The following is a 26,298-nucleotide window of genomic DNA, read 5'->3' as shown; positions in this document are numbered from 1 at the left end:
ATCGGGGCGCCTCCCTCCGGGGAGGCGCCCCGATCCCGACTCACCCCTTGATGGCGCCGGCGGCGATGTTCGCGATGAAGTGCCGTGATCCGATGATGAACACGCCGATCAGCGGGAGCACGCTGATCAGCGCACCGGCCATCACCATCCCGTAGTCGGTCAGATACAGCGAGTTCAGGTTCTGCAGGGCTGTCTGCAGAGTCTGACGCTCGGGATCCACGAGGATGATCAGCGGCCAGACGTAGTCGTTCCACGCCGTGATGAAGGTAAAGATCCCCAGGAAGGCGAGGCCGCCCCGCAGCATCGGGACGCCGATGCGCCAATAGGTCCTGAAGAAGCCCGCGCCATCGATCCTTGCCGATTCGATGAGCTCATCGGGCACTGATCCGGCCGCCATCTGCCTCAGCAGGAAGATGCCGAAGGCGTTCGCGGCGCCGGGCACGATCAGCGCCTGGAGCGTGCCCACCCAGCCGATCTCCGACATGAGGATGAAGCTCGGCACCAGCGAGAGGCTCCCCGGCACGAGCATCGTCGCGATGAGCAGGATGAACAGCACCTTCTTCCCGGGGAAGTCGTACTTGGCGAAGGCGAAGGCCGCCAGGGAGTCGAAGAACATCACCAGCACCGCGCACGAGGCCGAGACGATAAGGGTGTTCATGAGCGCCTGCAGCAGATCCACGCTGGTGAGGACGTTGGTCACGTTCTCCACGAAGCTGGTGCCGGGCGTGAGCTTGGGCGGGAACCCGAAGATCTCCGCGGTGGTGGACGTCGACATGACGACCAGCCAGTAGAACGGGAACACCGACAGCAGCACGCCGATCACTACGCACACGTGGGTGATCGCCCGTGCGATGCGCCCCCGGGCCACGTAGTGCGCGTTCATGGGACGCTCTGGGCCGGCACCCGTTCCTACAGCGGTGTCCGTTCGGGGAACAGGGGCGAGGGCGGTCATCGTCGCGCCTCCTTCGTCGTGGTCCGGGAGGGACGCGGCTGCACGCTGTCGCCGCGCCCGGAGACCAGGCGCCAGTTGATCACGGCGAACACCGCGGCGATCAGGAACAGCGCCCAGGCGATCGCGGAGCCATAGCCGAAATCGAACTGGGTGAAGGCCTGGTTGTACTGGTAGAGCACGATGGTCATGCCGGCCTCGCCGGCGCCGCCGCTGTCGCCCAGCAGCACCTGGGGCTCGGTGAACAGGCTCAGCCCGCCGATGGTGGAGGTGATGACCGTGAACAGGATGATCGGCCGCATCATCGGGATGGTGATCCGGAAGAACACCTGGGGGAGGCTCGCGCCGTCGACCTTCGCCGAGTCGTAGAGGTCGGTCGGGACCGCCTGGAGACCGGCGAGGTAGATGATCGCGTTGTAGCCGGTGAACCGCCAGATCACCATCATCGCGATGGTGAACTTGATGCCCCAGGGGCTCGAGAGCCACGGCACGGTGTCGAGGCCGAGCGCCGTCAGCGCCGAGTTCACCAGGCCGAAGGTGTCGGAGAAGACGGAGCCGAAGACGATCGCCATGGCCACCATTGAGGTGACGTTGGGCAGGAAGAAGGCCACCCGGTAGAACTTCGTGAAGCGGATGTTCTGGTGCAGCAGGAACGCGATCACCATGGCGAGGAACAGCATCGGGACCGTGGAGAGGAACCAAATGATGAAGGTGTTCCCCACGGCGTTCCAGAACCTCGTGTCGGCGAGCAGGTACTGGTACTGGGCCAGGCCCACGAAGGAGATCTCGCCCATGCCGTCCCAGTCCATGAAGGACAGCACGATCGAGAACAGGATCGGGAACAGCCCGAAGACGGCGAACAGCAGGTAGAAGGGGGAGATCGCCGCGTACAGGGGCAGTGCGCGGCGGATCCGCTGACGGGTGGTACGGGCCGAGCGCAAGGTGGGCGGTGTGTTCGAGGAGGCGGAGGCACGCGGGGTGGCGGTGGTGGTCATGACAGGACACCTCGCTTCGTGAGCACCTTCTGAGCCTGGGCGAGCGCGTCCTCCCAGGCCTGCTCAGGATCCTTCCCGGCGGTCTCGACGTTGCCGATCTCGAAGGTGAAGCTCCCGCCGATGAGGGTCTCCCAGGTGCTGATGAAGGAGGTGGGCACCGACTCGGCCGCTGTCGAGAAGAATTCGAGAGGATCCTGCTCGCCGAAGAACTCTCCGGAGTAGGAGAGCGCGTCGAAGGAGGCCGGAGTCGAGGGGAACAGCTGGACGTCCTCGTAGGCGAGCGCCTGGTTCTGCGGGTTGTTGATCCACGTCAGGAAGGACAGTGCTGCGTCGGGGTCCTTGCAGGTGTGGGGGAGCGCGGCGAACGATCCGCCGTTGTTCCCCGGCCTCACGGGCTGGTCGGCCAGGCGCCAGGCGCCTGCCGTGTCGGGAGCGGACTCCTGCAGGATCTGTGCCCACCATGCGGCGCTGATGTTGCCGGAGGTGCGCCCGCTGGACCAGGCCGCGTTCTGGTCCGTGCCGCGGTCGCGCGGGATCCGAGCGGTCACATCGGCCTGGATCGCGGAGACGGTGGTGTCCCATGCCTGCCGCACGGCGCTGTCCGGCTGCAGGTAGAGCGGGGTGTCGTCCGTGTCGAAGTACCGCTCGGGGCTTGCGTTCAAGAAGCCCTCGAAGACGGTCTGGGCATCGTTGACCATGGCGGAGTCCGCGGCCCCGCGCAGCTCCACGCCGAGGGCGATCCAGTCCTCCCAGGTCGTGGTCGCGGCACCGACCTCCTCGGGGCTGGAGGGGAGGCCTGCCTGGTCGAAGATGTCCTGGCGGTAGAAGAAGCCCGTGGGGCCGATGTCCAGCGGGAAGAAGCAGAATCTGCCCTTCGGGGTCATGCCGAGATTCCACTTCCACTCGTAGAAGTCGTCCTGGACGGAATCGGCACCGAGCTCTCCCAGATCGAGGAAGAGATCCTCGTTGGTGAAGTAGAGGGCGTTGTTGGAGTTGATGTAGGTGATGTCGGGGATGTAGGCGTCGCCGGCCAGGCTCGTCCGCAGCTTCGTGTCGAAGTTGGTGCCGACGACGTCCGCACGCACGTGACGGTCCGTCCCGGGGATCTGCTCCGCGGCCTGGGCCAGCAGCTCGGGGCTCGCAGAACGATTCCAGTACCACATCACCAGCTCATCCGGATCCGCCGAGATGCTCGGATCGGAGCCGCAGCTCGCGAGGGCGAAGGGGAGGATCCCTGCGCCGAGCATCGCGGTGCGGCGGCTCAGCCGGCCGGGCGGGGGCTGCCAGTGCCCTCCGCGTGCTGTCCTCGTGGTCATGTGCACCCTCCTCGTCGAGCGGTGACGTCCTGTGAACGACTACAAGTGGCGCAGATCATGTCAGGCAGGCGCTTTCCCGTCAACGATCCCTCCCGGGCGCTCCTGAAGGGCGGCGGTTTCGCCGGCGAGGCGGATTGGCGGTCCATATCGCCTCGTCGGGCTTGTCCCCGAGGGGGCGGCGCGATAGTGTGATTCTGACGTGAACGTTCACGCCGTGGTGTCCCGTGGAGGGATCCGCGTCAGTGCCCACGGCGCACGTCCACACAGTTCCAGCCCCGCCTTATCGGCTCTTCGCGGCTCGTGGTGAAGGAGAGCGTCGCGTCGCTGGCGTAGAACGACCCGTGGTCCTGCTGTGATGGGTGTTGTCTAGACAGCCACATCCCAGAGGACCACGAGCCTGTGCATGAGAATACGGGTTCGCAGCGAGATGCTGCGAGCACGATCTTCAACCTGCCCGACTACCGCGTCATCGACGCGATCGACCTGCCCGATGGAGGCCGGCGGGTGGTGATCGAATCCATCGAGCCGCCGGGCTGTCCGTCGTGCGGGGTGCTCGCGACCAGGGTCCACTCCCGCCGATCCCAGAAGGTGCGAGACGTGCCCGTGGCCGGGGCGATGGCGGTGGTGTGGGCCAAGCGGCGCTGGTTCTGCCTCGAGTCGGCCTGCGCCCGGCGCACGTTCTGGGAAGCGACCGACCAGGTCCCGCACCGCGCGCGCTCGACGACCCGGCTGCGGGATCAGGTCGTCTCCGCGGTGATCACCTCTGGCCGGGCAGCCTCGGAAGTCGCCCGGGCCCATGGCGTCTCGTGGTGGCTGGTCCAGGCCGCGCTGGCGGCTGCCGCCGTGGTCCTGCCCACCGCCGAGGACGTGTCAGTGACGCGCCTGGGCATCGATGAGCACCGCTACCGGTCGGTGCGCTGGTTCCGCACCGACGACGGTGCCTGGAGACGGTTCGAGCCCTGGATGACGACCCTGGTCGACCTCTCCACCGGGCAGGTCCTCGGTATCGTCGACGGCCGGGACTCCACCGCCGTCGGCGACTGGCTCGCCCAGCGCTCCGAGCTCTGGCGGGAGCGGATCGAGATCGTCGCCATCGATCCCTCGGCCGCGTTCCGCAAAGCACTGCGGACCTACCTGCCCCGCGTTGCGGTCTCGGTCGACAAGTTCCACCTCGTCAAGCTCGGAAACGACATGGTCACCACCGTCCGTCAACGCCTAGCCCGCACCCATCGCGGTCGTCGCGGCCGCAAGGACGACCCGGCCTGGGCCCACCGGATGCTGCTGCTACGCGGCGCTGACACCCTCACTCCACGGGCCTGGGAGCGGTTGGAGTCGGTGTTCCGCACCGATGACCCCACCGACGAGCTCTCGGCCGCCTGGGGCATCAAGGAGCAGCTCCGCCGCTTGCTGGCCACCGACACCCTCGCCCAGGCCTGGGACGAACGGATGCGGATGGGCTACTTCGCCCAGCTCGCGAACATGCCCGAGGCGACCAAGCTCTACGACACCGTCGTGACCTGGTGGGACGCGATCGAGGTCCTCATCGTCACCGGCGCGACCACCGCCCGAGTCGAGGCAGCGAACACCGGCATCAAGAACATCAAACGCACCGGCCGCGGCTTCCGTAACGCGGAGAACTACCGGACCCGTATCCTGTTAGCCAGCGCCGCGAGAACCGTAGCGTGAATACCCGCTACAGCAGGGTCATTCACCACGAACCGCGAAGAGCCGCCTTATCGAAGGACGATGACGCCTCCATGAGCATTGCTACCGCACCCTTCCGCTGGGCCGTCCTCGGCCCCGGCTCGATTGCCCGCCGCTTCGCCACCCAGCTGCCCTCCTCCCAGGACGGCGTACTGGTCGCCGTCGGCTCGAGCTCCCCGGAGCGGGCCCGCGCCTTCGCCGAGGAGTTCCCTCTCGCCGAGCCCGCCCTGATCGGCGACTACGATCAGGTGCTCGCGTCCGAGCAGGTCGATGCGGTCTACATCTCCACCGTGCACACCGGCCACGCCGCGCTCGCCGCCCGCGCCCTCGAGGCTGGCAAGCACGTGCTGTGCGAGAAGCCGCTGACCCCGAACTCGGGCACCTCGATGGCGCTGATCGACCTCGCCGCCCGCAGCGAGCGGGTGCTGCTCGAGGCCTACATGTACCGCTTCCACCCCCAGACCGCGCGCGTGCTCGAGCTCGTCGCCGAGGGTGCGATCGGCGAGGTCACCCACGTCGACGCCTCCTTCGCCTTCGACACCGGCGGCCGCACCGGCCGCCTGTTCGAGACCGACACCGCCGGCGGCGGGATCCTGGACGTGGGCTGCTACCCGATGTCTCTGGCTCGCTTCGTGGCCGGGGCCGTGCAGGGCCGCGCCTTCGCCGATCCGCTCACCGTCACGGGCAGCGGCACCCTCGGGGAGACCGGGGTCGACGAGTGGGCCACCGCAGAGCTCACCCTGCCCGGCGGGATCACCGCGAGCCTGCGCACCGGCGTGCGGCTGGCCGACCCGCAGACGGCCACGATCACCGGTTCGCGCGGCGTGATCCGCCTCAGCGACCCGTGGGGCCTGGGGAAGGAGCCGCAGATCATCGAGCTCGATGTGGTCGGCGAGCAGCCGCAGCGCCTCGAGATCCCCGCCGCGGCACCCTACGCCCTCGAGGCCGACGCCCTGGCCCGAGCGGCCCGCGGGGACGGTGTGGTCCCGGAGCTGACCGGGGAGAACTCCCTGGGCCAGGCGCGGGCGCTGGACGCATGGCGCGAGCAGATCGGGCTGCGCTACCCCTTCGAGGCGGACACCGCGAACATCCCCACCCTCACCGGTCGGCCGCTCGCACGCGGCTCGGTCCAGGCCGGGCCCGCCATGACCTACGGCGGCATCCCCGGGGTCGACAAGCAGGTCTCGCGCCTGGTGATGGGCTGCGACAACCAGATGAACCTCGCCCACGCCTCGGCGATGTTCGACGCCTTCTACGAGATGGGCGGCACCACCTTCGACACCGCCTACATCTACGGCGGCGGATACATCGAGAAGCTCTTCGGCCAGTGGGTACGCAACCGCGGGGTCCGCGACGACGTCGTGGTGATCACCAAGGGCGCCCACACCCCGCACTGCGATCCCGAGTCGATCACCCGCCAGCTCGAGGAGTCCCTCGAGCGCCAGGGCACCGACCACGCGGACCTCTACATGATGCACCGCGACAACCCCGAGATCCCCGTGGGGGAGTTCGTGGACGTGATGGACGAGCACCTGCGCGCGGGCCGCATCCGCGCCTACGGCGGCTCGAACTGGACCCCGGCCCGGGTGGACGAGGCCAATGAGTACGCCCGCGCCAACGGCCGCACCGGATTCACCATCCTGTCCAACCACTTCGGCCTGGCCGAGGCGCTGGACGTGCCGTGGGCCGGCTGCGTCCACGCCACCGACGCCGAGTCCAAGGCCTGGCTCGAGGAGCGGGGCATCGCCCTGCTGCCGTGGTCCTCGCAGGCGCGCGGCTTCTTCACCGGCCGCGCCCACCCTGAGGACCTCTCCGATCCGGAACTCGTGCGCTGCTACTACAGCGAGGAGAACTTCGAGCGCCTCGCCCGCGCCGAGCAGCTCGGGGCCGAGCGCGGGGTGCCCGCCACCGCGATCGCCCTGGCCTTCGTGCTGCACCAGAGGTTCCCCACCTTCGCGCTGTTCGGCCCGCGCAGCATCGCCGAGATGCGCTCGTCCACCCTGGGCCTGGGCGTCGAGCTGAGCGAGCAGGAGATGGCCTGGCTGGATCTGAAGTCGCCGGTACGATGAGCGCCATGCCGCGTCGAGCCACGATCATCGATGTCGCGGAACGGGCCGGGGTCTCCCGTCAGACCGTCTCGCGCGCGATGAACGACCTGCCCGGGATCAGCGCATCCACCCGGGAGAAGGTGCTCGAGGCGGCACAGGAGCTCAACTACCGGCCCTCCCGCTTCGGCCGCGGCCTCGTCGAGCAGGGGCCCATCACCCTGGGCCTGGTCGTCGAGGACCTCAGCAACGCCTACTTCGCCGAGCTCGGCGCCGCGGTGGTGCGCGCGTGCGCGCCCCACGGCTGGAACGTCGTGCTCGCCGAGGCGCTGAACGCGCCCCGTCCGCAGCAGGTGGCGGGCGATCTCGCCCGACGGGTCGACGCGCTGGTCGGCTACGGGGTGCTCACCGCGGACATCCGCGGCCGGGGCGGGATGCCCGTGGTCCAGCTCGACGCCCGCCCCTCCCACCTCGAGCTGGGAGGAGTGGTCGAGCTCCCGCGCGATGCGGCGATGGCACAGCTGGCCGAGCACCTGCGAGAGGCCGGCGCCCGCCGCCCGCTCGTGCTCGACCTCGCCGGCGGTCTCGGCCGAGCGCGCAGCCTCGCCCTCGCCGCGGCGCTCTCCACGGTGACCGGCGGGGGAGAGGTGGCCGTGCGCGAGGTCGATGCCCGCGAGGGGCACCGAGAGATGCTCCAGGAGGTGCTCGCCGACGGCGTCGACGTGATCGTGGCGTTCAACGACGAGCTCGCCGTGCGCCTGCTGCGCGCGCTGCGCGGACTCGATGTCGACGTCCCGGCGCAGGTGCGCCTGGTGGGCGTCGACGGGCTCGAGATCGCCTCGCTGGTCACCCCCGAGCTGACCACGCTCAGCATCGACATCCAGGCGGTCGCGGAGGCGACCGTCGCGCTCGTGGCCGGGATGCTCGACGGCTCGGTCCCGCTGCGCGGCGAGGGGGCCCACCGCAAGGTGCCCTACACGCTGGACGTGCGCGCCTCGACCTGAGCGGCGGCGCCGGCGCGAGGTGTCGCACGCCGCATCCCGGACCCTCGCCCGCAGGGGCTCCGACGTGGCAGACTGTGACGTCGGTTCTGGTTCACGGCGCCCGGCCGGGCGCCGACCCAGCGACCTCGAGCAAGGAGAGACATGAAGGCTGAGATCCACCCCGCATACGTCGAGACCCAGGTCACCTGCACCTGCGGCAACTCGTTCACCACTCGCAGCACCAAGAAGGACGGTGTGATCAGCACCGAGGTCTGCTCCGAGTGCCACCCGTTCTACACCGGCAAGCAGAAGATCCTGGACACCGGCGGCCGCGTCGCGCGCTTCCAGGCCCGCTACGGCAAGAAGAACTGACCGACGTCTCCGACGCCGGTGCGCGCCTGCGGGCACGCACCGGCGTCGTCGTCTGTGACGGCGGTGCCGGCACGCTGAGGAGGAAGCACCGATGAGTGCGCACGACCAGGGTGACCGTCTCGCGCCGCTGCGCCTCGAGCATGCCCGGCTCCAGGAGTCGATGGCCGATCCGGCCCTGCACGACGACGCGGCCCGCGCCCGCCGCGTGGGCCGCCGCTATGCGGAGCTCGACGGGGTGCTCGCCGCCGCCGCGCAGCTCGAGCGCACCGCCGCGGAGCTCGAGACCGCCCGCGAGCTCGTCGAGCTCGAGGACGACGACGAGGAGATCGCCGCCGAGGCCGAGCAGCTCGCCGCCCGCCTGGCTCAGGAGCGCGAGCACCTCGATGATCTGCTCGCCCCGCGCGACCCCGATGACGTGCGGGACGTGATCCTCGAGATCAAGGCCGGCGCGGGCGGGGAGGAGTCCGCCCTCTTCGCCGCGGAGATGCTGCGCATGTACCGCGCCTATGCGGAGTCCAAGGGGTGGCGCCTGGAGGTGCTGACCTCCGCGGAGTCGGATCTCGGCGGGCTCAAGGACGTCACCGTCGCGATCGCCGCCCGCAGCGTGGCCGGTCCCGCGGACGGCGTCTGGGCCCACCTCAAGCACGAGGCCGGCGTGCATCGTGTCCAGCGCGTGCCCGTCACGGAGTCTCAGGGGCGCATCCACACCTCCGCCGTGGGCGTGCTCGTGCTGCCCGAGGCCGATGACGAGGATGAGAGCGAGCTGCTGGCCGAGGCGATGGCGCCGGCGAACCTGCGGATCGACGTCTTCCGCTCGAGCGGCCCGGGCGGGCAGAGCGTGAACACCACCGACTCGGCGGTGCGCATCACCCATCTGCCCACCGGCGTGGTGGTCTCCTGCCAGGACCAGAAGAGCCAGCTGCAGAACCGGGAGCAGGCGCTGCGGATCCTGCGCACGCGCCTGCTGGATGCCCGGCGGGCCGAGCAGGAGGCGCAGTCCTCCGCGGCCCGTCGCTCGCAGGTGCGCAGCGTTGACCGCAGCGAGCGCATCCGCACCTACAACTTCCCCGAGTCGCGGGTCGCCGATCATCGCACCGGTTACAAGGCCGGCAACCTCGCCCAGGTCCTCGCCGGGGACCTCGATGAGCTGATCGCGTCCTCGCGCGATGCCGAGCGGGCCGCGCGTCTCGCCGACGCCGAGGCCGGCACCGACCAGGGGCAGGATCGATGAGCGAGCATCTCCCGGTGCGCGAGCGCCTGCGTGCCGCGCTGTCCGCGACCACGCGACGGCTGGGGGAGGCCGGGCTCGAGTCCCCGAGCGTGGACGCCCGGGCGCTGATCGCCCACGCCGCCGGCACCGACAGGCCGCTGGTGATGCTCGATGAGCTGCCACCCGGCTTCTCCGCCGAGCTCGAGCGGCTCACCGTGCGCCGTGAGCATCGCGAGCCCCTCCAGCTGATCCTCGGCCGTGCGCCGTTCCGCCGCCTGATGCTCGCCGTCCGCCCCGGTGTGTTCATCCCCCGCCCCGAGACCGAGCTCGCCCTGGACCTGTTGCGCGAGCACAGCACCGGCGAGCTCGCGCACGTGGTCGATCTCTGCGCGGGCAGCGGAGCGCTCGGCGCCACCGTGCTCGACGAGCTTCCCGCAGCACGGGTGCTGTCCGTCGAGATCGACGAGACGGCCGCGCAGCTGGCCGCCGAGAATCTCGAGCTCGCGGGGCCCGGCCGCGGCAGGGTGCTGCAGGCGGATCTGCTCACGCAGATCCCCGAGCTCGCCGCCGCCGCACCCGTGGACGCCGTGCTGTCCAACCCTCCCTACATCCCGCCCGATGCCGTGCCCCGTGACCCGGAGGTGATCGAGCACGATCCCCACCGTGCGCTGTTCGGCGGCGGCGAGGACGGGCTCGAGGTGCCCCATGCCGTGATCGCCTGGTCCGCCCGACTGCTGCGGCCCGGGGGAGTGCTGATCATGGAGCACGCCGACGTGCAGGGCCCGGCCGCGCGGGAGGCGGCCTCCGAGCACGGCGGATTCGACCTGCTGTCCACCGCCCCGGACCTGACCGGCCGCGACCGATTCCTCGTCGCCCGCCGCGCCCCGGTGGCCCCGACCCACGGAAGTGAGAGACTGACCCGGTGAGCGTGCATGACACCCAGAACCCAGAGACCCGCGAGGACGCCCTCGCCGCCGCCGTCGACGCCGTGCGCGACGGCGGCCTGATCGTCCTGCCGACCGACACGGTCTACGGCATCGGCGCCGACGCGTTCACGCCGGATGCGGTCCAGGCGCTGCTCGAGGCGAAGGGGCGCGGCCGCGACACCCCGCCGCCGGTGCTGATCGGTGACCACGCGGTGCTGCTCGCGCTCGCGGTGGACGTTCCGGATTACGTCGAGGACCTCACCGAGGAGCTCTGGCCCGGTCCGCTCACGCTGATCCTCAACGCTCAGCCCTCCCTCACCTGGGACCTCGGCGAGACCCGCGGCACCGTCGCGCTGCGCATGCCCGAGGACGAGGTCGCGCTCGAGCTGCTGCGCCGCACCGGACCGCTCGCGGTCTCGAGCGCCAACCGCCACGGCAAGCCCGCCGCGCTGAGCGTGCTCGACGCCGCCACCCAGCTGGGCGATGCGGTCTCGATCTACCTCGACGGCGGGACCGCCCGCATCGGCGAGAGCTCCACCATCCTCGACACCACGGTCACCCCGGCCGAGATCGTCCGTCAGGGCGCGCTGTCCAAGGAGCGCATCATCGAGGTGGTGGGCGACATCTTCACCGCACCGGAGCCCGAGCCGGAGGAGCCGGCAGACGACGCCGAGGACGCCGAGGGCACCGCTGCGGAGATCGGCGAGGCCGAGGCCACGGACGAGGGTTCGGCCGCGACCACCGCCGAGGCCACCCCGCAGGAGGCGGACGCGCAGGAGAACGCCGCATCGGCCACCTCGGTCCTGGACCTGCCCTCCGAGCCTGAGCAGCCCGGTCCCGAGGCCGACGCTCCCGCGGCCGAGACCCCGCTGACCGGGGTCGGTGACGGCGAGAACGCTCCTGCACAGGCAGGGACGGAGGACGACTCGAAGAACACGCCCGGGTGAGGGTCTATCTCTTCCTCCTGCTGCTCGCCGCGGCGGTCGCCTATCTCGTGACCCCGGCGGTGCGGCTGCTGGCCCGCCGCGCCGGCGCCATGACAGCGGTGAGGGACCGGGACGTCCACGACGCGGTGACACCGCGCCTGGGAGGACTGGCGATGCTCGCCGGAGTCGCGTGCGCGCTGCTGGTGGCCAGCAACGTCCCCTTCCTCGAGGGGCTCTTCCGCGACTCCCGCCAGCCCTGGGCGATCCTCGCCGCCGCGGCCCTGGTGTGCCTGCTGGGCGCCGCCGACGACAAGTGGGACCTCGACTGGGTCACCAAGCTCGCCGGCCAGGTGCTCGCCGCTGTGCTGCTGGCCTGGCAGGGCGTGTCCCTGGTGACCCTGCCGATCAACGGCGTGACCGTGCTGTCCGGCCGCACCGCGCTGATCCTCACCGTGCTGGTGGTGGTGGTGAGCATGAACGCGGTCAACTTCGTGGACGGGCTCGACGGCCTCGCCGCCGGCGTCATGGCGATCGGCGGCTCGGCCTTCTTCGTCTACGCCTACACCCTCACCCGCAGCGCCTCCTCGACCGACTACTCCTCCCTCGCGGCCCTGCTGACCGCGGTGATGATCGGGGCGTGTCTGGGCTTCCTGCCGCACAACCTCACCCGGGCCCGCATCTTCATGGGGGACTCGGGGTCGATGCTGCTGGGACTGCTGCTGGCCGCGAGCACGATCGCGGTCACGGGCCAGGTCGACCCCGTGCGCCTGTCCGGGGCGGACTTCTTCGGCCAGTTCCTGCCGATCCTGCTCCCCATCGGCGTGATGGTGATCCCGTTCCTGGACTTCGCCCTCGCGGTGGTGCGGCGCATCGGCTCGGGCAGGTCCCCTTTCCACGCGGACAAGGCGCACCTGCACCACCGCCTGCTCAGCCTCGGCCACAGCAAGCGCACCGCTGTGCTGATCATGTACACCTGGACCGTCGTCATCTCCGTGGGCCTGCTGCTGCCGCTCGTGGTCCCGATGCGCGCGGTCCTGCTCTTCTGGGTGATCGGACTGCTGATCGCGCTCCTGCTCACCTTCGACCCGCTCAGATGGCGCACCGGCCGTCACCGGAAGGAATCCGATGTCCCCTCAGCCTGAGACCCCCGCCGCCCCCACCCCGAAGGCCTGAGACCCCCGCCGCCCCCACCCCGAAGCGTCGGGTGCGACGCGCCGCCGGTGACAGGGCGATGCAGCGGGCGACGCTGATCGCTCTGGTGGTGGGCGTCGTCCTCGATGCGATCGTCATCGCGATCGCCGCCTCCCGCCCCGAGCCCGCCGCGCTCTGGGGCGCGCTGATCGGTTTCGGCCTCACCCTCGTGATGGTCCTGCCGACGGTCGGGATCACCTTCCTCGGGGCGCGCCTGACGCCGATCTCGATGGCCGCGACGGTGCTCGGCAGCTGGGCGGTCAAGATGTTCATTGTGATCCTCGTCCTGATCGGGGTGAGGGACCTCGAGAGCGTCTCGATGCCCTGGATCGGCCTCGCACTGCTGGTCGGCGCGGTCTCGGCCGTGATCGTGGAGGCCGTGCTGCTGGCGCGAGCGCGCCAACCCCTCGACGTGGTGCCCCATGACGGGCCCGAGGACCCACAGGACGCCCCCGGTGGCTCATGAGGTTCTGTTATGCTTCCGGAGGCGCTCGACCGCTGATCACGGGCCATAATGATGGCCAGGGACGTTGAGCGAGAAGAGCGCTGATCGACCACCCGGGAACGCCATGGCGTCGTCCATCGCCGTACGCACGGTGGCCGCACCGCGAGTGAGCTCGATCTGGCATGACCATCCAGGCCGTCCCCGACGGTCGAACGAACCTGGGAGATCGAGCTGAACACCGCAGACCTCAGTCCGGCACTGTACGCAGAGGGCGACTCCTTCTTCCACATCCCCACGTTGGGTGAGTTCTTCCCGGACGCGATCCTCTTCGACGGCACGTGGTTCGAGTTCAACCGCGTCCAGCTGGTGCGACTCATCGTCCTCGCCGTCGTGCTCATCGCGATGTGCGTGATCGCCTCGAGGGCCAAGCTCGTGCCCGGCCGCCTGCAGAGCGTCGTCGAGCTGATCATCGACTTCGTGAACAACAACATCATCGCGAACACGCTGGGCCTCAAGGACGGCAAGCGCTTCGCCCCGATGCTGATCACGATGTTCTTCTTCATCCTGTCGATGAACCTGGCCGGCGTGATCCCCGGCCTGAACCTCGCGGGCACCTCCGTGATCGGCCTGCCGCTGCTGCTGGCGCTGTGGACCTTCGTCACCTACGTCGGCGCCGGCATCAAGAAGCACGGCTTCCTCGGCTACATCAAGTCCGAGACCATGCCCCCCGGCATCCCGTGGCCGATCTACATCCTGCTGATCCCGATCGAGCTGCTGCAGGTGGTCGTGATCCGCTGGGCCTCGCTCACCATCCGACTGCTCGCGAACATGGTCGCCGGCCACATGATGATCGTCGTGTTCATCGGCATGACCCACGCGCTGCTGTTCTCGGGCGACTGGCTGATCGCGATCAGCCCCTTCGCCGGAGCGATGGCCATCGGCATCTACGGCTTCGAGATCTTCGTCGGCGCGCTGCAGGCCTTCATCTTCACGATGCTGACCGCGGTGTACATCCAGCTCGCGACCGCCGACGAGCACTGACCCCCGTCTCCACGGGGTGGCCGGTGCGTCGCCCCTGAGCGGTTCCCCCCTGACCCAAGACCTGATCGTCGCCCCCAACGCGGCACAACGAAAGGAAACACCCATGGAGCCCACGATCCTCGCTGAGGTGTCCGGCAACATCGCGACCATCGGCTACGGCCTCGCCGCGATCGGCCCGGGCATCGGCCTCGGCATCCTCGTCGGCAAGACCGCCGAGGCGCAGGCCCGTCAGCCCGAGATGCGCTCGCAGCTGCAGACCACCATGCTGATCGGTGTCGCGTTCACCGAGATCCTCGCGCTGCTCGCGATCGTCACCGGTCTGATCTTCTGAGGCTGCGCTGATGAATCTGGCAGAAGCAGGGGGAGAGGTCCCCGGCTGGCGGCTGCTCATCCCGCTCCCTGAGGAGATCGTCTGGTCGGCGATCTTCCTGGTGATCTTCGTCGCCGTCTTCATGAAGTTCGTGCTCCCCCGCATGAACGCCGTGCTGGACGAGCGCGCCGAGAAGATCGAGGGCGGCATCCGCAACGCGGAGAAGGTCCAGGAGCAGGTCGACCAGCTCAAGAGCGACCAGGAGCAGGAGCTTGCCGCAGCGCGGCAGGAGGCCGCTTCTATCCGTGAGAAGGCCCGTGCGGACGGTCAGAAGATCGTCGACGAGGCCCGTGCCCGTGCCGAGGCCGAGAACGAGCGCGTTCTGGCCGCGGGACGCCAGCAGCTCAGCGCAGAGCGCATCGCCGCCTCGACCGAGCTGCGCGGGGAGGTCGGATCGCTCGCGAGCGACCTGGCGTCCAAGATCGTCGGAGAGTCTCTCTCCGACGACGAGCGCTCCCGCCGTGTGATCGACCGGTTCCTGGACGACCTCGAGTCGAGCCAGGCCACCACCCGATAAGGAACCGTGATGCGAGGAACCTCCTCCACCTCCTTCGCCGAGGTGCTCCGGCAGGCCGAGGCCGCCTTCGCAGGCGGCCGCGGCGCGCTGGAAGCCGAGGCCCAGGAGCTGTTCTCGGTGGCTGACGCCATCGACTCCAGCAACCAGCTCGTCCGCACGCTCTCCGATCCCGGCCGTCCCGCCGAGGTCAAGGAGGCCACCGTGCGGTCGCTGCTGAGCAGCCGGGTCAGCCCGCAGAGCCTCGAGAGGACTCTCGAGGTCGTCAGCCGGCGCTGGTCGGAGCAGGAGGACATCCTCGATGCCCTCGAGCTGCTGGGCGTCTCGGCCCTGCTGGAGCAGGCCCAGTCCGAGGGCGTCCTCGAGCAGGTCGAGGGAGAGCTGTTCGAGGTCTCCCGCATGATCGACGACAGCGGTGATCTCACCGCTGCGCTCGACGGCGCACGGGAGAACCCCTCGCAGCGCGCGACCATGCTGAGCGCTCTGCTGAACGGTCGCACCCACCGGCTCACGGCCGCCCTCGCGGCCCGCGCCGTGGGGCGTCGCACCGAGCTCAAGCCGGCCCGCCGGGTCGAGGAGTTCGCGCGCTTCGCCTCCGACCGTCGCCGGCGTGCCTTCGCCGCCGTCTCCAGCGCAGTGCCGCTGAACGAGACGCAGCAGGCACGGCTCGGTGCCGTCCTGTCCAGCATCTACGGCCGCGAGGTCCAGATGAACCTCCAGGTCGACCCCGACGTCGTGGGTGGGCTCCGGATCCAGGTCGGCGACGACCTCTATGACGCCACCGTGCTGGCCCGGCTCTCCCGAGCCCGGTCGCAGCTCGTGGCCTGACTCATCCCGACGCCCCGGCGTCCCCAGCATTGTTCAGACCATCCCCGCCACGGGGAGACCGAGAGGAAGCGAAGCAGCAGATGGCGGAGCTCACGATCAGCCCGGAGGAGATCCGGAACGCCCTGGACACCGCGGTGTCCACCTACCAGGCAGGCGCCACCGAGCGCGAGGAGATCGGCCGCGTCAGCGAGGCCGCCGACGGCATCGCGCGCGTCGAGGGCCTGCCCAACGTCATGGCCAACGAGCTGGTCCGCTTCGAGGACGGCACCCTCGGTCTCGCCCTCAATCTCGAGCTGCGCGAGATCGGCGTCGTGGTCCTCGGCGAGTTCTCCGGCATCGAGGAGGGCCAGCAGGTCCGCCGCACCGGCCAGGTGCTCTCCGTGCCGGTCGGCGACGGCTACCTCGGCCGCGTGGTCGACCCCGTCGGCGCCCCCATCGACGGCCTCGGCGAGATCGAGACCGTGGGCCGTCGCGCCCTCGAGCTGCAGGCGCCCGGCGTGATGCAGCGAAAGGCCGTCAAGGAGCCCATGCAGACGGGCCTCAAGGCGATCGACGCGATGACCCCGATCGGCCGTGGCCAGCGCCAGCTGATCATCGGTGACCGCCAGACCGGCAAGACCGCGATCGGCATCGACACGATCCTGAACCAGAAGGCCAACTGGGACTCGGGCGATCCGGACAAGCAGGTGCGCTGCATCTACGTCGCCGTCGGCCAGAAGGGCTCGACGATCGCCTCCGTGCGCGCGACCCTCGAGGAGGCCGGCGCGATGGAGTACACCACCATCGTCGCGGCCCCCGCCTCCGACCCGGCCGGCTTCAAGTACATCGCGCCCTACACGGGCTCGGCCATCGGCCAGCACTGGATGTACGAGGGCAAGCACGTCCTCATCGTCTTCGACGACCTCTCCAAGCAGGCCGAGGCCTACCGCGCCGTGTCCCTGCTGCTGCGCCGCCCGCCGGGCCGTGAGGCCTACCCGGGCGACGTGTTCTACCTGCACTCCCGCCTGCTCGAGCGCTGCGCGAAGCTCTCGGACGAGATGGGAGGCGGCTCGATGACCGGTCTGCCGATCATCGAGACCAAGGCGAACGACGTCTCGGCGTACATCCCCACCAACGTCATCTCGATCACCGACGGCCAGTGCTTCCTGCAGTCGGACCTGTTCAACTCGAACCAGCGTCCTGCGGTCGACGTCGGCATCTCGGTCTCCCGCGTCGGCGGCTCCGCGCAGACGAAGGCCATGAAGGCCGTCTCGGGCACCCTGAAGATCGACCTGGCGCAGTACCGCGACCTCGAGGCCTTCGCGATGTTCGCCTCGGACCTCGACGCCGCCTCGAAGCAGCAGCTCAACCGTGGCGCGCGCCTGATGGAGCTGCTCAAGCAGTCCCAGTACTCCCCGTTCCCGATGGAGGAGCAGGTCGTCTCCATCTGGGCCGGCACCAAGGGCAAGTTCGACGACCTCGAGGTCGAGGACGTGCGCGAGTTCGAGTCGCAGCTGCTCGAGCACCTGCGCCACAACGGCGGCGTGCTCGAGGCGATCCGCACCTCCGGCAAGTTCGAGTCCTCGACCGAGGAGGAGCTCAGCAGCATCCTCGACCAGGTCAAGAAGGACTACCTGGCCGGCAAGGGCGAGGACGCCGCGCGCAACGACGAGAGCGGCCGGATGGCTGCCGACCAGATCGAGCAGGAGCAGATCGTCCGCGGCTGATGCGAGATGCCGCCGCCTCCGAGGAGGCGGCGGCCCACCGCCCGGACGCATCCACCCCGCACGAGGAGAGACATGGGAGCCCAGCAGAGGGTATACAAGCAGAAGATCCGTTCCGCCCAGGGGATGAAGAAGATCTTCAAGGCCAAGGAGATGGTCGCGGCCTCGCGCATCGCCAAGGCCCACGCTCGGGTCGAGGCGACGACGCCGTACGCCGACGCGCTCACCCGCGCGATCGGCTCGGTGGCCACCCACTCCGACGAGATCTCGCATCCCTTCCTGGACAGCGAGCGCCGGCAGAGCGGCCGTGCGGGGATCCTGATGATCACGGCGGACCGCGGCATGACCGGCCCCTACTCGCACAACGTCATCCGGGCTGCCGAGCAGCTCGCGAACACGCTGCGCGATCAGGGCAAGGAGCCCGTGATGTACGTGGTCGGCCGCAAGGGCGACTCGTACTACCGGTTCCGCAACCGGCCCCCGCACCGCGCGTGGACGCCGTACAAGGAGAACGAGCTGCCGGCGCTGGGCCGGGAGATCGCCTCCGTCCTCACCGCGGACCTCCTCGCCGAGGACGACTCGACCCACCTGGACGAGCTCTACGTGGTCGGCACCGAGTTCAAGACCCGCTTCCTCCAGAACACCAAGTCCATCCGGATGGTGCCGATGGGTCTGGTCGAGGCGGAGCAGGGCGGCCCCCGCCCCTCCTTCCCGCTGTACGCCTTCACCCCCGACGCCGACACGGTCGTCGAGGAGCTGATGCCGCGGTACATCGAATCGCGCATCATCAACATCCTGCTGCAGGCGATGGCGTCCGAGCACGCCTCTACGCAGCGCGCGATGAAGACCGCCACCGACAATGCGGAGACCCAGATCCGAAAGTTCACCCGGCTGGCGAACTCCGCCCGCCAGGCGGAGATCACCCAGGAGATCACGGAGATCGTCGGCGGCGCCGACGCCCTCTCGGGATCCGGCCGCACCGAACGCTGAGACCCTTGGCCGACTGCGCCCCGCGCGGCGGCCCGACATGGAGAGAACGGACATGACCATCACCACTGACAGTCAGGCACCTGCCGCTGCGGCCTCGGCCGCGACCGGGCGCGTCGCCCGCGTCACCGGCGCCGTCGTCGACATCGAGTTCCCCCCGGGCAACATCCCGGAGCTGTACAACGCGCTGACCATCGAGATCTCCGCGGAGGGCTCGGGCCTCGAGGAGTCCACGCTGACCCTCGAGACCGCCCAGCACCTCGGCGACGGCATGGTGCGCGGCATCGCGCTCAAGCCCACCGACGGCCTCGTGCGCGGCCAGGCCGTGACCGACACCGGCGCCCCGATCTCGGTGCCCGTCGGCGACGCGACCCTCGGCACCGTCTTCGACGTGGTCGGCAACCCGCTGAACAAGCCCGCCGACCAGCTGCAGGTCACCGAGCGCTGGCCCATCCACCGCAAGGCCCCGAACTTCGACCAGCTCGAGTCGGCCACCCAGATGTTCGAGACCGGCATCAAGTCGATCGACCTGCTCACCCCGTACGTCAAGGGCGGAAAGATCGGCCTCTTCGGCGGCGCGGGCGTGGGCAAGACGGTGCTCATCCAGGAGATGATCTACCGCGTGGCCAACAACCACGACGGCGTCTCCGTGTTCGCCGGTGTCGGCGAGCGCACCCGTGAGGGCTGGGACCTCATCGAGGAGATGACCGAGTCCGGCGTCATCGACAAGACCGCCCTGGTCTTCGGCCAGATGGACGAGCCCCCGGGCACCCGTCTGCGCGTCGCCCTGTCCGCTCTGACCATGGCGGAGTACTTCCGTGATGAGCAGGCCCAGGACGTGCTGCTGTTCATCGACAACATCTTCCGCTTCACCCAGGCGGGCTCCGAGGTCTCCACCCTGCTGGGCCGTATGCCCTCCGCGGTGGGCTACCAGCCCAACTTGGCGGACGAGATGGGTGTGCTCCAGGAGCGCATCACCTCGACCCGCGGCCATTCGATCACCTCGATGCAGGCGATCTACGTCCCGGCCGACGACTACACCGACCCGGCGCCGGCGACCACCTTCGCCCACCTCGACGCCACCACGGAGCTCTCCCGTGAGATCGCCTCGCGCGGTCTGTACCCGGCGATCGACCCGCTGACCTCGACCTCGCGGATCCTCGACCCCCGCTACGTGGGCCAGGACCACTACGACACCGCGGTGCGCGTGAAGCAGATCCTCCAGCGCAACAAGGAGCTGCAGGACATCATCGCGATGCTCGGCGTCGATGAGCTGTCCGAGGAGGACAAGGTCATCGTCTCCCGCGCACGCCGCATCCAGCAGTTCCTCTCGCAGAACACCCACCTCGCCAAGCAGTTCACCGGCGTCGACGGCTCGGACGTCCCGATGCGCGACACCATCGAGGGCTTCAAGGGCATCTGCGACGGCGAGTTCGACCACATCACCGAGTCCGCCTTCTTCAACGTCGGCGGGATCGACATGGTGCTCGAGAACCAGCACCGCATCGACAAGGAGCTCGGCGCGTGAGTGCGCTCGACGTCACCTTCGTCACCGCGGATCGCACCGTCTGGACGGGTGAGGCCGCGCAGGTCGTCGTGCCCGCCGTGGACGGCTCGATGGGCATCCTGCCGCAGATGCAGCCCACCCTGGCCATCCTCGGCACCGGCACCGTGCGGATCATCGATCAGTCCGGTCACGTCGAGCAGCTGGCCGTCGAGGGCGGTTTCGTCTCGGTCGACTCCGATGTCGTGACCATCGGCGTCGATGATGCCCGACCCGTCGAGTCCGCCGACTCCCGGATCTGACGCGCCCGCGCCGCGACCATGACCGATCTGAGCATCCCGATCCTCGTCCTGGGGATCGGGATGCTCTTCGTCGTGGCGGCGGTGATGGTGGTGCTCCGCCAGCTGGTGGTCGCTCGTCGCCGCGGAGCCTTCGAGTGCACCATGCAGCGGCGCGGCCTGGTGGGCGGCGCGAGCTGGCAGCACGGGCTGATGCGCTTCAGCAACGACCGCCTGCGCTGGTTCAAGGCGTTCTCGGTGAGCCTGCGGCCCGAGGTGGTGATCCGACGGGCGGACATCCTGGACGTCTCCCGTCGTCGCCTGCCCGCCCAGATCGAGGGGGCGGAGGACAGCTATCTGCTCGAGTTCAGCCTCCGTGGCGAGCGGGAGATCAGCGCGATCGTCGACCTGGTCTCCGGGGCCGCGCTGAACTCCTGGCTGGAGGCGGCTCCCACCGGCATGGTGCTCGGCGACGCCGACTGACGCCCTCCTCGCGACACACTGGACGGCGCACCCTGTCACCGGGCCCTGCCGCCGGGCCGCGCGAGCTCCGGGATCACTCCGTGAGGAACGAGCCCGCCCGCAGCACCGAGACCGGGGCCAGCTGCGCATTGACCAGCACCGCGTCCGCGCGCCGGCCCGCGGCGAGGGACCCGATCCGATCCTGCATCCCGAGCACCTGCGCCGGGGTGCTCGAGGCCGCGCGCACCGCGCGCACGAGATCCACCCCCGCCTCCTCGACGGCGAAGCGCACCACGTCCAGCAGATGGGCGGTGCCGCCGGCGATCGCGGTGCCCCCGGTGAGGGTCGCGATCCCGGACCGGACCGTCACATCCAGCGAGCCCAGCCGGTACTGGCCGTCCGGCATCCCCGCAGCCGCCATCGCATCGGTCACCAGCACCACGGCGTCCTCGGAGGCGAGGGAGAACACATGCGCGACGGTGCGGGCATCGAGGTGCACGCCGTCGGCGATCACCTCGACCACCAGCTCACCGCGCGCCGCGGCATCCAGGGCGGCGAGCGCCGGGCCCGGGTCCCGGTGATGGATCGGGCGCATCCCGTTGAACAGGTGGGTGGCGGTGGGTCGCGCCGAGCGTCCGCGTGCACTGCGCAGCGCCTCGAGGGACAGCCCCACCGCACGGGTCATCTGGGCGCTGCTGCCGTCGGTGTGCCCGAGCGAGGGGACCGCGCCCGCCTCGGCAAGGGCCGCGAGCACGGCGTCGGCGTGCTCCGTCTCCGGGGCGACGGTCATGGTGGCCAGCGCCCCGCCCGCGAGGTCGGCGAGCTCGCGCACGAGCTCCGCGTCCCCGGCGGTGATGTGCTCGGGATTCTGGGCGCCGCGGCGCTCGACGGAGAGGAACGGCCCCTCGAGATGGATCGCGGCGATCTCCCCGTCGGCTGCGAGACGCGCGAGGTCGCTCACCCGTGAGCGCAGGGTGTCGGCGTCAGCGGTCACGAGCGAGGCGACCAGGCTCGTGGTGCCGTGGCGGCGATGCTCGGCGACCGCGGTGAGCATGTCCTCGAGACCGGTCGCGTCCGGGAAGGACGCCCCGCCGCCGCCATGGCAGTGCAGGTCCACCAGGCCTGGGAGGATCAGTCCCTCATGAGTGATCTGCGCTGCCGAACTGTACTCCGGGGCCTGGGAGATGGGACCGGCCCAGAGGATGTCCTCGCCTCCGATCAGCACCAGCGCATCGGGCACCAGCCCCTGGGGGAGCACAGCGGTGCCGCGCAGGGCCAGCTCGGCCGTGAGGGCGGGGGAGGCGGGGACGGTCATTGTCTCTCCAGGTCGCGGAAGGGGCGCGGGGCCCGCGGGATGCTCAGAACAGGCGGGACTCGGCATCGTCGATGCCGCGCAGCGCGTCGTAGTCCAGGGTCACGCAGTCGATGCCGCGATCGGTCGCGAGCACGCGCGCCTGGGGCTTGATGGCCTGGGCGGCGAAGATGCCGCGCACCGGGGCCAGCAGCGGATCGCGGTTGAGCAGCTCGAGATACCGGGTCAGCTGCTCGACGCCGTCGATCTCGCCGCGCCGCTTGATCTCGATCGCGACCGATCCGCCCTCGGGATCCTTGGCCAGGATGTCCACCGGACCGATCGCGGTGAAGTACTCGCGCCGCACCAGCGACCAGCCGTCACCGAGGGTCTCGATGTTCTCGGCGAGCAGCGCCTGCAGGTGCGCCTCGACGCCGTCCTTCTGCAGGCCGGGATCCACGCCGAGCTCATGGGAGGAGTCCTCGAAGACCTCGTGCAGGCGCACCCGCAGCCGGTCGCCGGACTTGTCGTGGACCACATCCCACTGCTCGATCCACTCGCCCTCGGGATCCTCCGCCACCTCGTCATCGCCGCGCCGCGAGGTGGTCAGCGTGCACGGCGGGCTCATCCAGTTCAGGGGCTTGTAGCTGCCCCCGTCGGAATGGATCAGCACGCTGCCGTCGGCCTTGATGATCAGCAGCCGAGGAGCCAGCGGGAGATGGGCGGTGAGTCGACCGGTGTAGTCGACGGAGCAACGAGCAACAACAAGACGCACCCGGCCACCCTACGACACCGGAGGCCTCGGAGCCGCTGCGACCTGCGGGATGAGAGGACGATGAGACGTTCATGAGAACTGCTTTACCCAGGTGCACATGCTCACTAGGGCCTGTTCTGGACCGAGGGCCGCTCGTATCGTGGGCTGGTCACCCCGTCCGGGCGGAGCCCCGGGCCACCTCGAAGGAGCTTCCTACCGTGCAACGAGCGCTGGCAATCGTGCTGGTCCTGATCGGAGTCGTCGGACTCGTGCTGGGCCGCCTGGGAGAGACCACCTGGGCCCCTGAGACCGAGACCACCGCCACGGTCGCTCTCGAGGATCCCGGCTCGGCCGTGGTCATCGACCCGGGCGTGCTCTACGTGGGCGGCTCCGAGGGGCAGGTCTCCATCGAGGGCGCCTCGGACGTCTCGCTGATCACTGCCTCCAATGGCGACATCGAGGCCTACCTCGAGGACACCCGCTACACCCGCATCACCGGGGCCAGCGACTGGACCACCCTGTCCACCCAGGAGGTCAACGCCGACGGGGCCGAGGAGATCTCCTCGCCCACCAGCTCGGACCTGTGGCGCTCCGTCGAGACGCAGCCCAGCCCGTACACCTTCCAGGTCGCTGACTTCTGGGCCGGTGAGCACGGGGACAACGCGCAGCCCTACCGCGCGATCCTGCTGGTCACCGACGGCACCGCGCCGGGCGCCGACACCGTCTCGATCACCTGGCCCGTGGACGCCGAGAACGAGTGGGTGCCCTTCGCCTACGCCGGCGGCGCCGCGATCGCCGTGATCGGCCTGGTGCTGCTGGTGGTCTCGCTCGGCGGCGGCCGTCGCCGCGTCGAGGACGAGGAGCCGCCCGTACACGACGAGACGGAGCAGCTTCCCGCGCAGTCCGCCGCCGCCGGCGCAGGGGCCGCCGGAGCAGGCGCCGTCGGCGCCGGTGCTCTCGCCGCACAGGACGAGGCAGAGACCGAGCACGCGGCACAGGCCGGGCACACGGTGCAGGCCGAGCGGACGGAGCAGCTCGAACGGGTGGAGGAATCCGATCCCACCGAGCCCGAGACCTCTCGCGACGACCTCGACGACCTCTTCGGCGCCCCCGCGCAGCCCGTGCGCGAGCAGAGCGTCTGGTCGCTCGGGGAGCCCACCGCCCCCGAGGCAGACGAGGGTGCGGCCGACGAGAGCTCGGCCGACGGACCGTCGGACGAGCCCGCCGCGACGGATGACGCCACCACGGACGACACCGCCACGGACGACACCGCGACCGTCGACACCGCGACGGACGACACCGGCACAGACGATGCCGCGCACGACGAGACCGCGCAGGAGAGCAGCCTCGAGGACGCTCCGCAGGAGGAGCCGGGCGCGCCCGTGCGCCTGTTCGGGGATGACGAGGAGCGCCGATGACCCGCCACGAGCTGCGCCGGCCGGCGCGGAAGGACACCACCACGATGAGCCGTTCCCTGGACCGCCGCGGACTCCTGCTGGGAGCCGGCACCCTCCTCACCAGCGGCGTGCTCGCGGCCTGCAGCTCCGAGGTGGAGCCGCCGCCCGCCCCGTCCACCGGCCGGCCCCACGAGGAGCCCACCCCGGTGCAGACCACCGAGCAGTTCGCCCGGATCGTGCCGGAGATCCACGCCGCCGTGGTCGCGGCGGACGAGGCGCGCGACGTCGAGGAACTCGCCCCCCGCGTCAGCGGCTCCGCCGCGGACTTCCGCAAGGCGGCCTACGCGATGATCGACAAGGCCGAGGAGTGGGCCGAGGACCTCCGCACCCCCGGCAGCGAGCTGATCGTCCCGATGACCTCCGTCACTGCGGAGTTCCCCCGCACCGCGATCGCGCTGGTCGAGGACTCCGTGGAGGAGGAGGGCGTGCCCTACTTCGTGGTCATGCAGCAGAAGGACGCGAAGTCGCCCTACACCTGCTGGGGCTGGGCGCAGCAGGCCGTGGGCATCGAGATGCCGATGGTCGCCAACGAGCTGGTCGGCGCGGAGCAGGTCACCCGGGAGACGGAGGATCTGCTGATGACCCCGGCGAAGGCCCTGTCCCTCTACGCGAACGTGCTCACCAGCGGCAACAACGAGGACCCGGACGATCTGCTGGCGGACAACCCCTTCCAGACCGTCACCCACGAGCGCATCGCCACCGAGCGCCGCGAGCTCAACGCCGGGGTGGAGCGCGACGAGGCCGCCACCATCAAGGAGACCTACAAGGTCGACGAGGACGAGTTCGCGGGCCTGCGCACCGATGACGGCGGCGCGATCGTGATGGGCACGCTGCGCTCGAGCCGCAGGGTCGCCATCAAGGACGGCGCCACCATGCGCTACGCCGAGGACAACAAGTACACCAAGGTGATCGGGGAGCGGGAGTTCAGCTCCGAGTACGTGCGCTCCTTCGGCACCCACGTCGCGCTGTACATCCCGCCGAAGGACTCCTCCGGCAAGGTCCAGCCGATCGGCGCCACCCAGACCGCCCTGGACGCCTCGGGGGAGTGAGCGCACCCGCGCAACCGATCCTCGGCCGGACTCCCTAGACTGGGCCCGTCCCGCAGTCATCGAAGGAGTTCACCCGTGACCGACCCGTACGGAATGATCGATCTGGCCGCCCTGAAGCAGCCCGCCGGCGCCCCGGCCGGCGGAGGCTCCGCCACCGGCGGCACCCCCTCGGCCCATGAGGTCGCCGTCACCGAGCAGGGCCTCGAGCAGCTGATCGCCGACTCCCAGCAGGTGGCCACCCTGCTCCTGGTCACGAGCGCCCGAGTGCCCGAGGGCGAGGCGTTCCTGGCCTCGCTGCGCCGCGCTGTGGACGCGCAGCACGGGGCGCTGCGGCTCGCGGTCGTGGATGCCGACACCCAGCAGCGGGTCGCCGGGGCGCTGCGCGTCCAGCAGCTGCCCACCCTGCTGCTGCTGATCCAGGGCCAGATCCAGCCGATCGTGCAGTCCGTGCTGCCGGACGCGGAGATCGACAACCTCGTCACCCAGGTGCTCGAGGTGGCGCGTCAGCAGGGCATGGACGTCTCCGGCGGCCCGGTCCAGGAGCAGGCGCCGGCGGAGGAGCCGCTGCCGCCGCTGATCGCCGAGGCCTACGAGGCGATCGAGAAGGGCGACCTCGACTCCGCGGTCGCCGCCTACGAGAAGCAGCTGCAGGAGTCCCCGGCCGATGCCGAGGCGAAGGCGGGCCTGGCGACCGTCAGCCTGATGCGCCGCACCCGCGACGCCGACCTCGCCGCCTCCCGAGAGGCCGCCGCGCAGAACCCCGGCGACCTGGACGCCCAGCTGCTGGTCGCCGATCTCGACATGCTCGGCGGGCACGTCGAGGATGCCTTCGGCCGCCTGCTGGATCTGCTGCGCGGCGCCGACCAGGAGACCAAGAACGCGGTGCGCACGCGGCTGCTCGAGCTGTTCGAGGTCGCCGGCGCCGACGATCCGCGCGTCGGCCCGGCCCGCAAGCGCCTGGCGAACCTCCTGTACTGAGAGCCCCGGCTCGAGGCGCG

The 26,298-nt window shown here is 70.1% G+C and carries 26 protein-coding genes; 21 read left to right on the top strand and 5 right to left on the bottom strand.

Translation table 11 applies throughout. The annotated features are described in order from the left end of the window. Window positions 1–40 precede the first annotated feature (40 nt). The 3 genes from BN4251_RS13015 to BN4251_RS13005 all read right to left on the bottom strand — a co-directional run bounded on the left by BN4251_RS13015 (window position 41) and on the right by BN4251_RS13005 (window position 3,260). Window positions 41–883: a carbohydrate ABC transporter permease gene (locus tag BN4251_RS13015; RefSeq protein ID WP_087485495.1), complete on the bottom strand. Its 843-nt coding sequence runs from the start codon at window positions 881–883 to the stop codon at window positions 41–43. Window positions 884–948: 65 nt separating this feature from the next. Further along, on the bottom strand, window positions 949–1,944 hold the full coding sequence (locus BN4251_RS13010) for a carbohydrate ABC transporter permease (RefSeq protein WP_087485494.1): 996 nt from the start codon (window positions 1,942–1,944) through the stop codon (window positions 949–951). Then, entirely contained in the window at window positions 1,941–3,260 is a 1,320-nt protein-coding gene (locus BN4251_RS13005; RefSeq protein WP_245810350.1) for an ABC transporter substrate-binding protein, read from the bottom strand. The genes BN4251_RS13010 and BN4251_RS13005 overlap by 4 nt, the downstream gene beginning before the upstream one ends. Window positions 3,261–3,659: 399 nt before the next feature. On the opposite strand from BN4251_RS13005, the gene BN4251_RS13000 reads away from it, so the two are divergent. The 18 genes from BN4251_RS13000 to BN4251_RS12915 all read left to right on the top strand — a co-directional run bounded on the left by BN4251_RS13000 (window position 3,660) and on the right by BN4251_RS12915 (window position 20,770). Continuing rightward, window positions 3,660–4,946: an ISL3 family transposase gene (locus tag BN4251_RS13000; protein WP_087485493.1), complete on the top strand. Its 1,287-nt coding sequence runs from the start codon at window positions 3,660–3,662 to the stop codon at window positions 4,944–4,946. Between the two features lie 71 nt (window positions 4,947–5,017). After that, window positions 5,018–7,033 (top strand): aldo/keto reductase, encoded by a 2,016-nt coding sequence (locus BN4251_RS12995; protein ID WP_087485492.1) that lies wholly within the window; start codon window positions 5,018–5,020, stop codon window positions 7,031–7,033. A gap of 5 nt (window positions 7,034–7,038) precedes the next feature. Then, the gene (locus BN4251_RS12990) at window positions 7,039–8,013 is read left to right on the top strand and encodes a LacI family DNA-binding transcriptional regulator (protein ID WP_245810349.1); all 975 of its coding nucleotides are present in this window, start codon (window positions 7,039–7,041) and stop codon (window positions 8,011–8,013) included. A 141-nt stretch (window positions 8,014–8,154) separates the two neighbouring features. Next, window positions 8,155–8,364 (top strand): 50S ribosomal protein L31, encoded by a 210-nt coding sequence (gene rpmE / locus BN4251_RS12985; RefSeq protein ID WP_087485490.1) that lies wholly within the window; start codon window positions 8,155–8,157, stop codon window positions 8,362–8,364. A 91-nt stretch (window positions 8,365–8,455) separates the two neighbouring features. Continuing rightward, window positions 8,456–9,595, top strand: a complete 1,140-nt coding sequence (gene prfA, locus BN4251_RS12980; protein WP_087485489.1) for a peptide chain release factor 1 — start codon at window positions 8,456–8,458, stop codon at window positions 9,593–9,595. Beyond that, the gene (locus BN4251_RS12975) at window positions 9,592–10,500 is read left to right on the top strand and encodes a N5-glutamine methyltransferase family protein (RefSeq protein ID WP_087485488.1); all 909 of its coding nucleotides are present in this window, start codon (window positions 9,592–9,594) and stop codon (window positions 10,498–10,500) included. Before prfA ends, BN4251_RS12975 begins: the two co-directional genes overlap by 4 nt. Further along, on the top strand, window positions 10,497–11,447 hold the full coding sequence (locus BN4251_RS12970) for an L-threonylcarbamoyladenylate synthase (protein ID WP_087485487.1): 951 nt from the start codon (window positions 10,497–10,499) through the stop codon (window positions 11,445–11,447). Before BN4251_RS12975 ends, BN4251_RS12970 begins: the two co-directional genes overlap by 4 nt. Next, complete coding sequence (locus tag BN4251_RS12965) at window positions 11,444–12,568, top strand: MraY family glycosyltransferase (RefSeq protein WP_087485486.1); 1,125 nt, start codon at window positions 11,444–11,446, stop codon at window positions 12,566–12,568. The genes BN4251_RS12970 and BN4251_RS12965 overlap by 4 nt, the downstream gene beginning before the upstream one ends. 89 nt (window positions 12,569–12,657) lie before the next feature. Then, window positions 12,658–13,083 carry a Cg1360 family ATP-synthase-associated protein gene (locus BN4251_RS12960; protein ID WP_245810348.1) on the top strand — a complete coding sequence of 142 codons (426 nt, stop codon included), beginning with the start codon at window positions 12,658–12,660 and terminating at the stop codon, window positions 13,081–13,083. Between the two features lie 276 nt (window positions 13,084–13,359). Next, the gene (atpB, locus tag BN4251_RS12955) at window positions 13,360–14,103 is read left to right on the top strand and encodes a F0F1 ATP synthase subunit A (RefSeq protein ID WP_087485485.1); all 744 of its coding nucleotides are present in this window, start codon (window positions 13,360–13,362) and stop codon (window positions 14,101–14,103) included. A gap of 103 nt (window positions 14,104–14,206) precedes the next feature. Next, window positions 14,207–14,434: an ATP synthase F0 subunit C gene (atpE, locus tag BN4251_RS12950; RefSeq protein ID WP_087485484.1), complete on the top strand. Its 228-nt coding sequence runs from the start codon at window positions 14,207–14,209 to the stop codon at window positions 14,432–14,434. Between the two features lie 10 nt (window positions 14,435–14,444). After that, entirely contained in the window at window positions 14,445–14,990 is a 546-nt protein-coding gene (locus BN4251_RS12945; RefSeq protein WP_087485483.1) for a F0F1 ATP synthase subunit B, read from the top strand. 9 nt (window positions 14,991–14,999) lie between these two features. Then, the gene (locus tag BN4251_RS12940) at window positions 15,000–15,815 is read left to right on the top strand and encodes a F0F1 ATP synthase subunit delta (RefSeq protein WP_087485482.1); all 816 of its coding nucleotides are present in this window, start codon (window positions 15,000–15,002) and stop codon (window positions 15,813–15,815) included. An 80-nt stretch (window positions 15,816–15,895) separates the two neighbouring features. Next, window positions 15,896–17,521 (top strand): F0F1 ATP synthase subunit alpha, encoded by a 1,626-nt coding sequence (atpA, locus tag BN4251_RS12935; RefSeq protein ID WP_087485481.1) that lies wholly within the window; start codon window positions 15,896–15,898, stop codon window positions 17,519–17,521. Between the two features lie 72 nt (window positions 17,522–17,593). Beyond that, window positions 17,594–18,508, top strand: coding sequence for a F0F1 ATP synthase subunit gamma (locus BN4251_RS12930; protein WP_087485480.1), 915 nt, complete (start codon window positions 17,594–17,596; stop codon window positions 18,506–18,508). A gap of 52 nt (window positions 18,509–18,560) precedes the next feature. After that, window positions 18,561–20,033 carry a F0F1 ATP synthase subunit beta gene (gene atpD, locus BN4251_RS12925; protein ID WP_170931962.1) on the top strand — a complete coding sequence of 491 codons (1,473 nt, stop codon included), beginning with the start codon at window positions 18,561–18,563 and terminating at the stop codon, window positions 20,031–20,033. Continuing rightward, the gene (locus BN4251_RS12920; protein WP_087485478.1) at window positions 20,030–20,311 is read left to right on the top strand and encodes a F0F1 ATP synthase subunit epsilon; all 282 of its coding nucleotides are present in this window, start codon (window positions 20,030–20,032) and stop codon (window positions 20,309–20,311) included. Before atpD ends, BN4251_RS12920 begins: the two co-directional genes overlap by 4 nt. Before the next feature lie 18 nt (window positions 20,312–20,329). Continuing rightward, on the top strand, window positions 20,330–20,770 hold the full coding sequence (locus BN4251_RS12915; protein ID WP_087485477.1) for a DUF2550 domain-containing protein: 441 nt from the start codon (window positions 20,330–20,332) through the stop codon (window positions 20,768–20,770). A gap of 73 nt (window positions 20,771–20,843) precedes the next feature. On the opposite strand, the gene BN4251_RS12910 is transcribed toward BN4251_RS12915, so the two are convergent. Together BN4251_RS12910 and nucS are read right to left on the bottom strand one after the other, a co-directional pair. Beyond that, window positions 20,844–22,064, bottom strand: coding sequence for an N-acetylglucosamine-6-phosphate deacetylase (locus tag BN4251_RS12910; protein ID WP_087485476.1), 1,221 nt, complete (start codon window positions 22,062–22,064; stop codon window positions 20,844–20,846). A gap of 43 nt (window positions 22,065–22,107) precedes the next feature. Beyond that, window positions 22,108–22,815 carry an endonuclease NucS gene (gene nucS / locus BN4251_RS12905; protein WP_087485475.1) on the bottom strand — a complete coding sequence of 236 codons (708 nt, stop codon included), beginning with the start codon at window positions 22,813–22,815 and terminating at the stop codon, window positions 22,108–22,110. A gap of 197 nt (window positions 22,816–23,012) precedes the next feature. On the opposite strand from nucS, the gene BN4251_RS12900 reads away from it, so the two are divergent. The 3 genes from BN4251_RS12900 to BN4251_RS12890 all read left to right on the top strand — a co-directional run bounded on the left by BN4251_RS12900 (window position 23,013) and on the right by BN4251_RS12890 (window position 26,278). Then, the gene (locus BN4251_RS12900) at window positions 23,013–24,212 is read left to right on the top strand and encodes a hypothetical protein (protein ID WP_087485474.1); all 1,200 of its coding nucleotides are present in this window, start codon (window positions 23,013–23,015) and stop codon (window positions 24,210–24,212) included. Next, window positions 24,209–25,300 carry a DUF8094 domain-containing protein gene (locus BN4251_RS12895; protein ID WP_087485473.1) on the top strand — a complete coding sequence of 364 codons (1,092 nt, stop codon included), beginning with the start codon at window positions 24,209–24,211 and terminating at the stop codon, window positions 25,298–25,300. Before BN4251_RS12900 ends, BN4251_RS12895 begins: the two co-directional genes overlap by 4 nt. A 75-nt stretch (window positions 25,301–25,375) precedes the next feature. Continuing rightward, window positions 25,376–26,278 (top strand): tetratricopeptide repeat protein, encoded by a 903-nt coding sequence (locus BN4251_RS12890; protein WP_087485472.1) that lies wholly within the window; start codon window positions 25,376–25,378, stop codon window positions 26,276–26,278. Window positions 26,279–26,298: the final 20 nt, after the last annotated feature.

The organism is Brachybacterium massiliense, assembly GCF_900184245.1.
GTDB lineage: Bacteria > Actinomycetota > Actinomycetes > Actinomycetales > Dermabacteraceae > Brachybacterium > Brachybacterium massiliense.
Note: the sequence above shows the minus strand (reverse complement) of the source record. Positions and strands in the feature narration are given on the sequence as shown.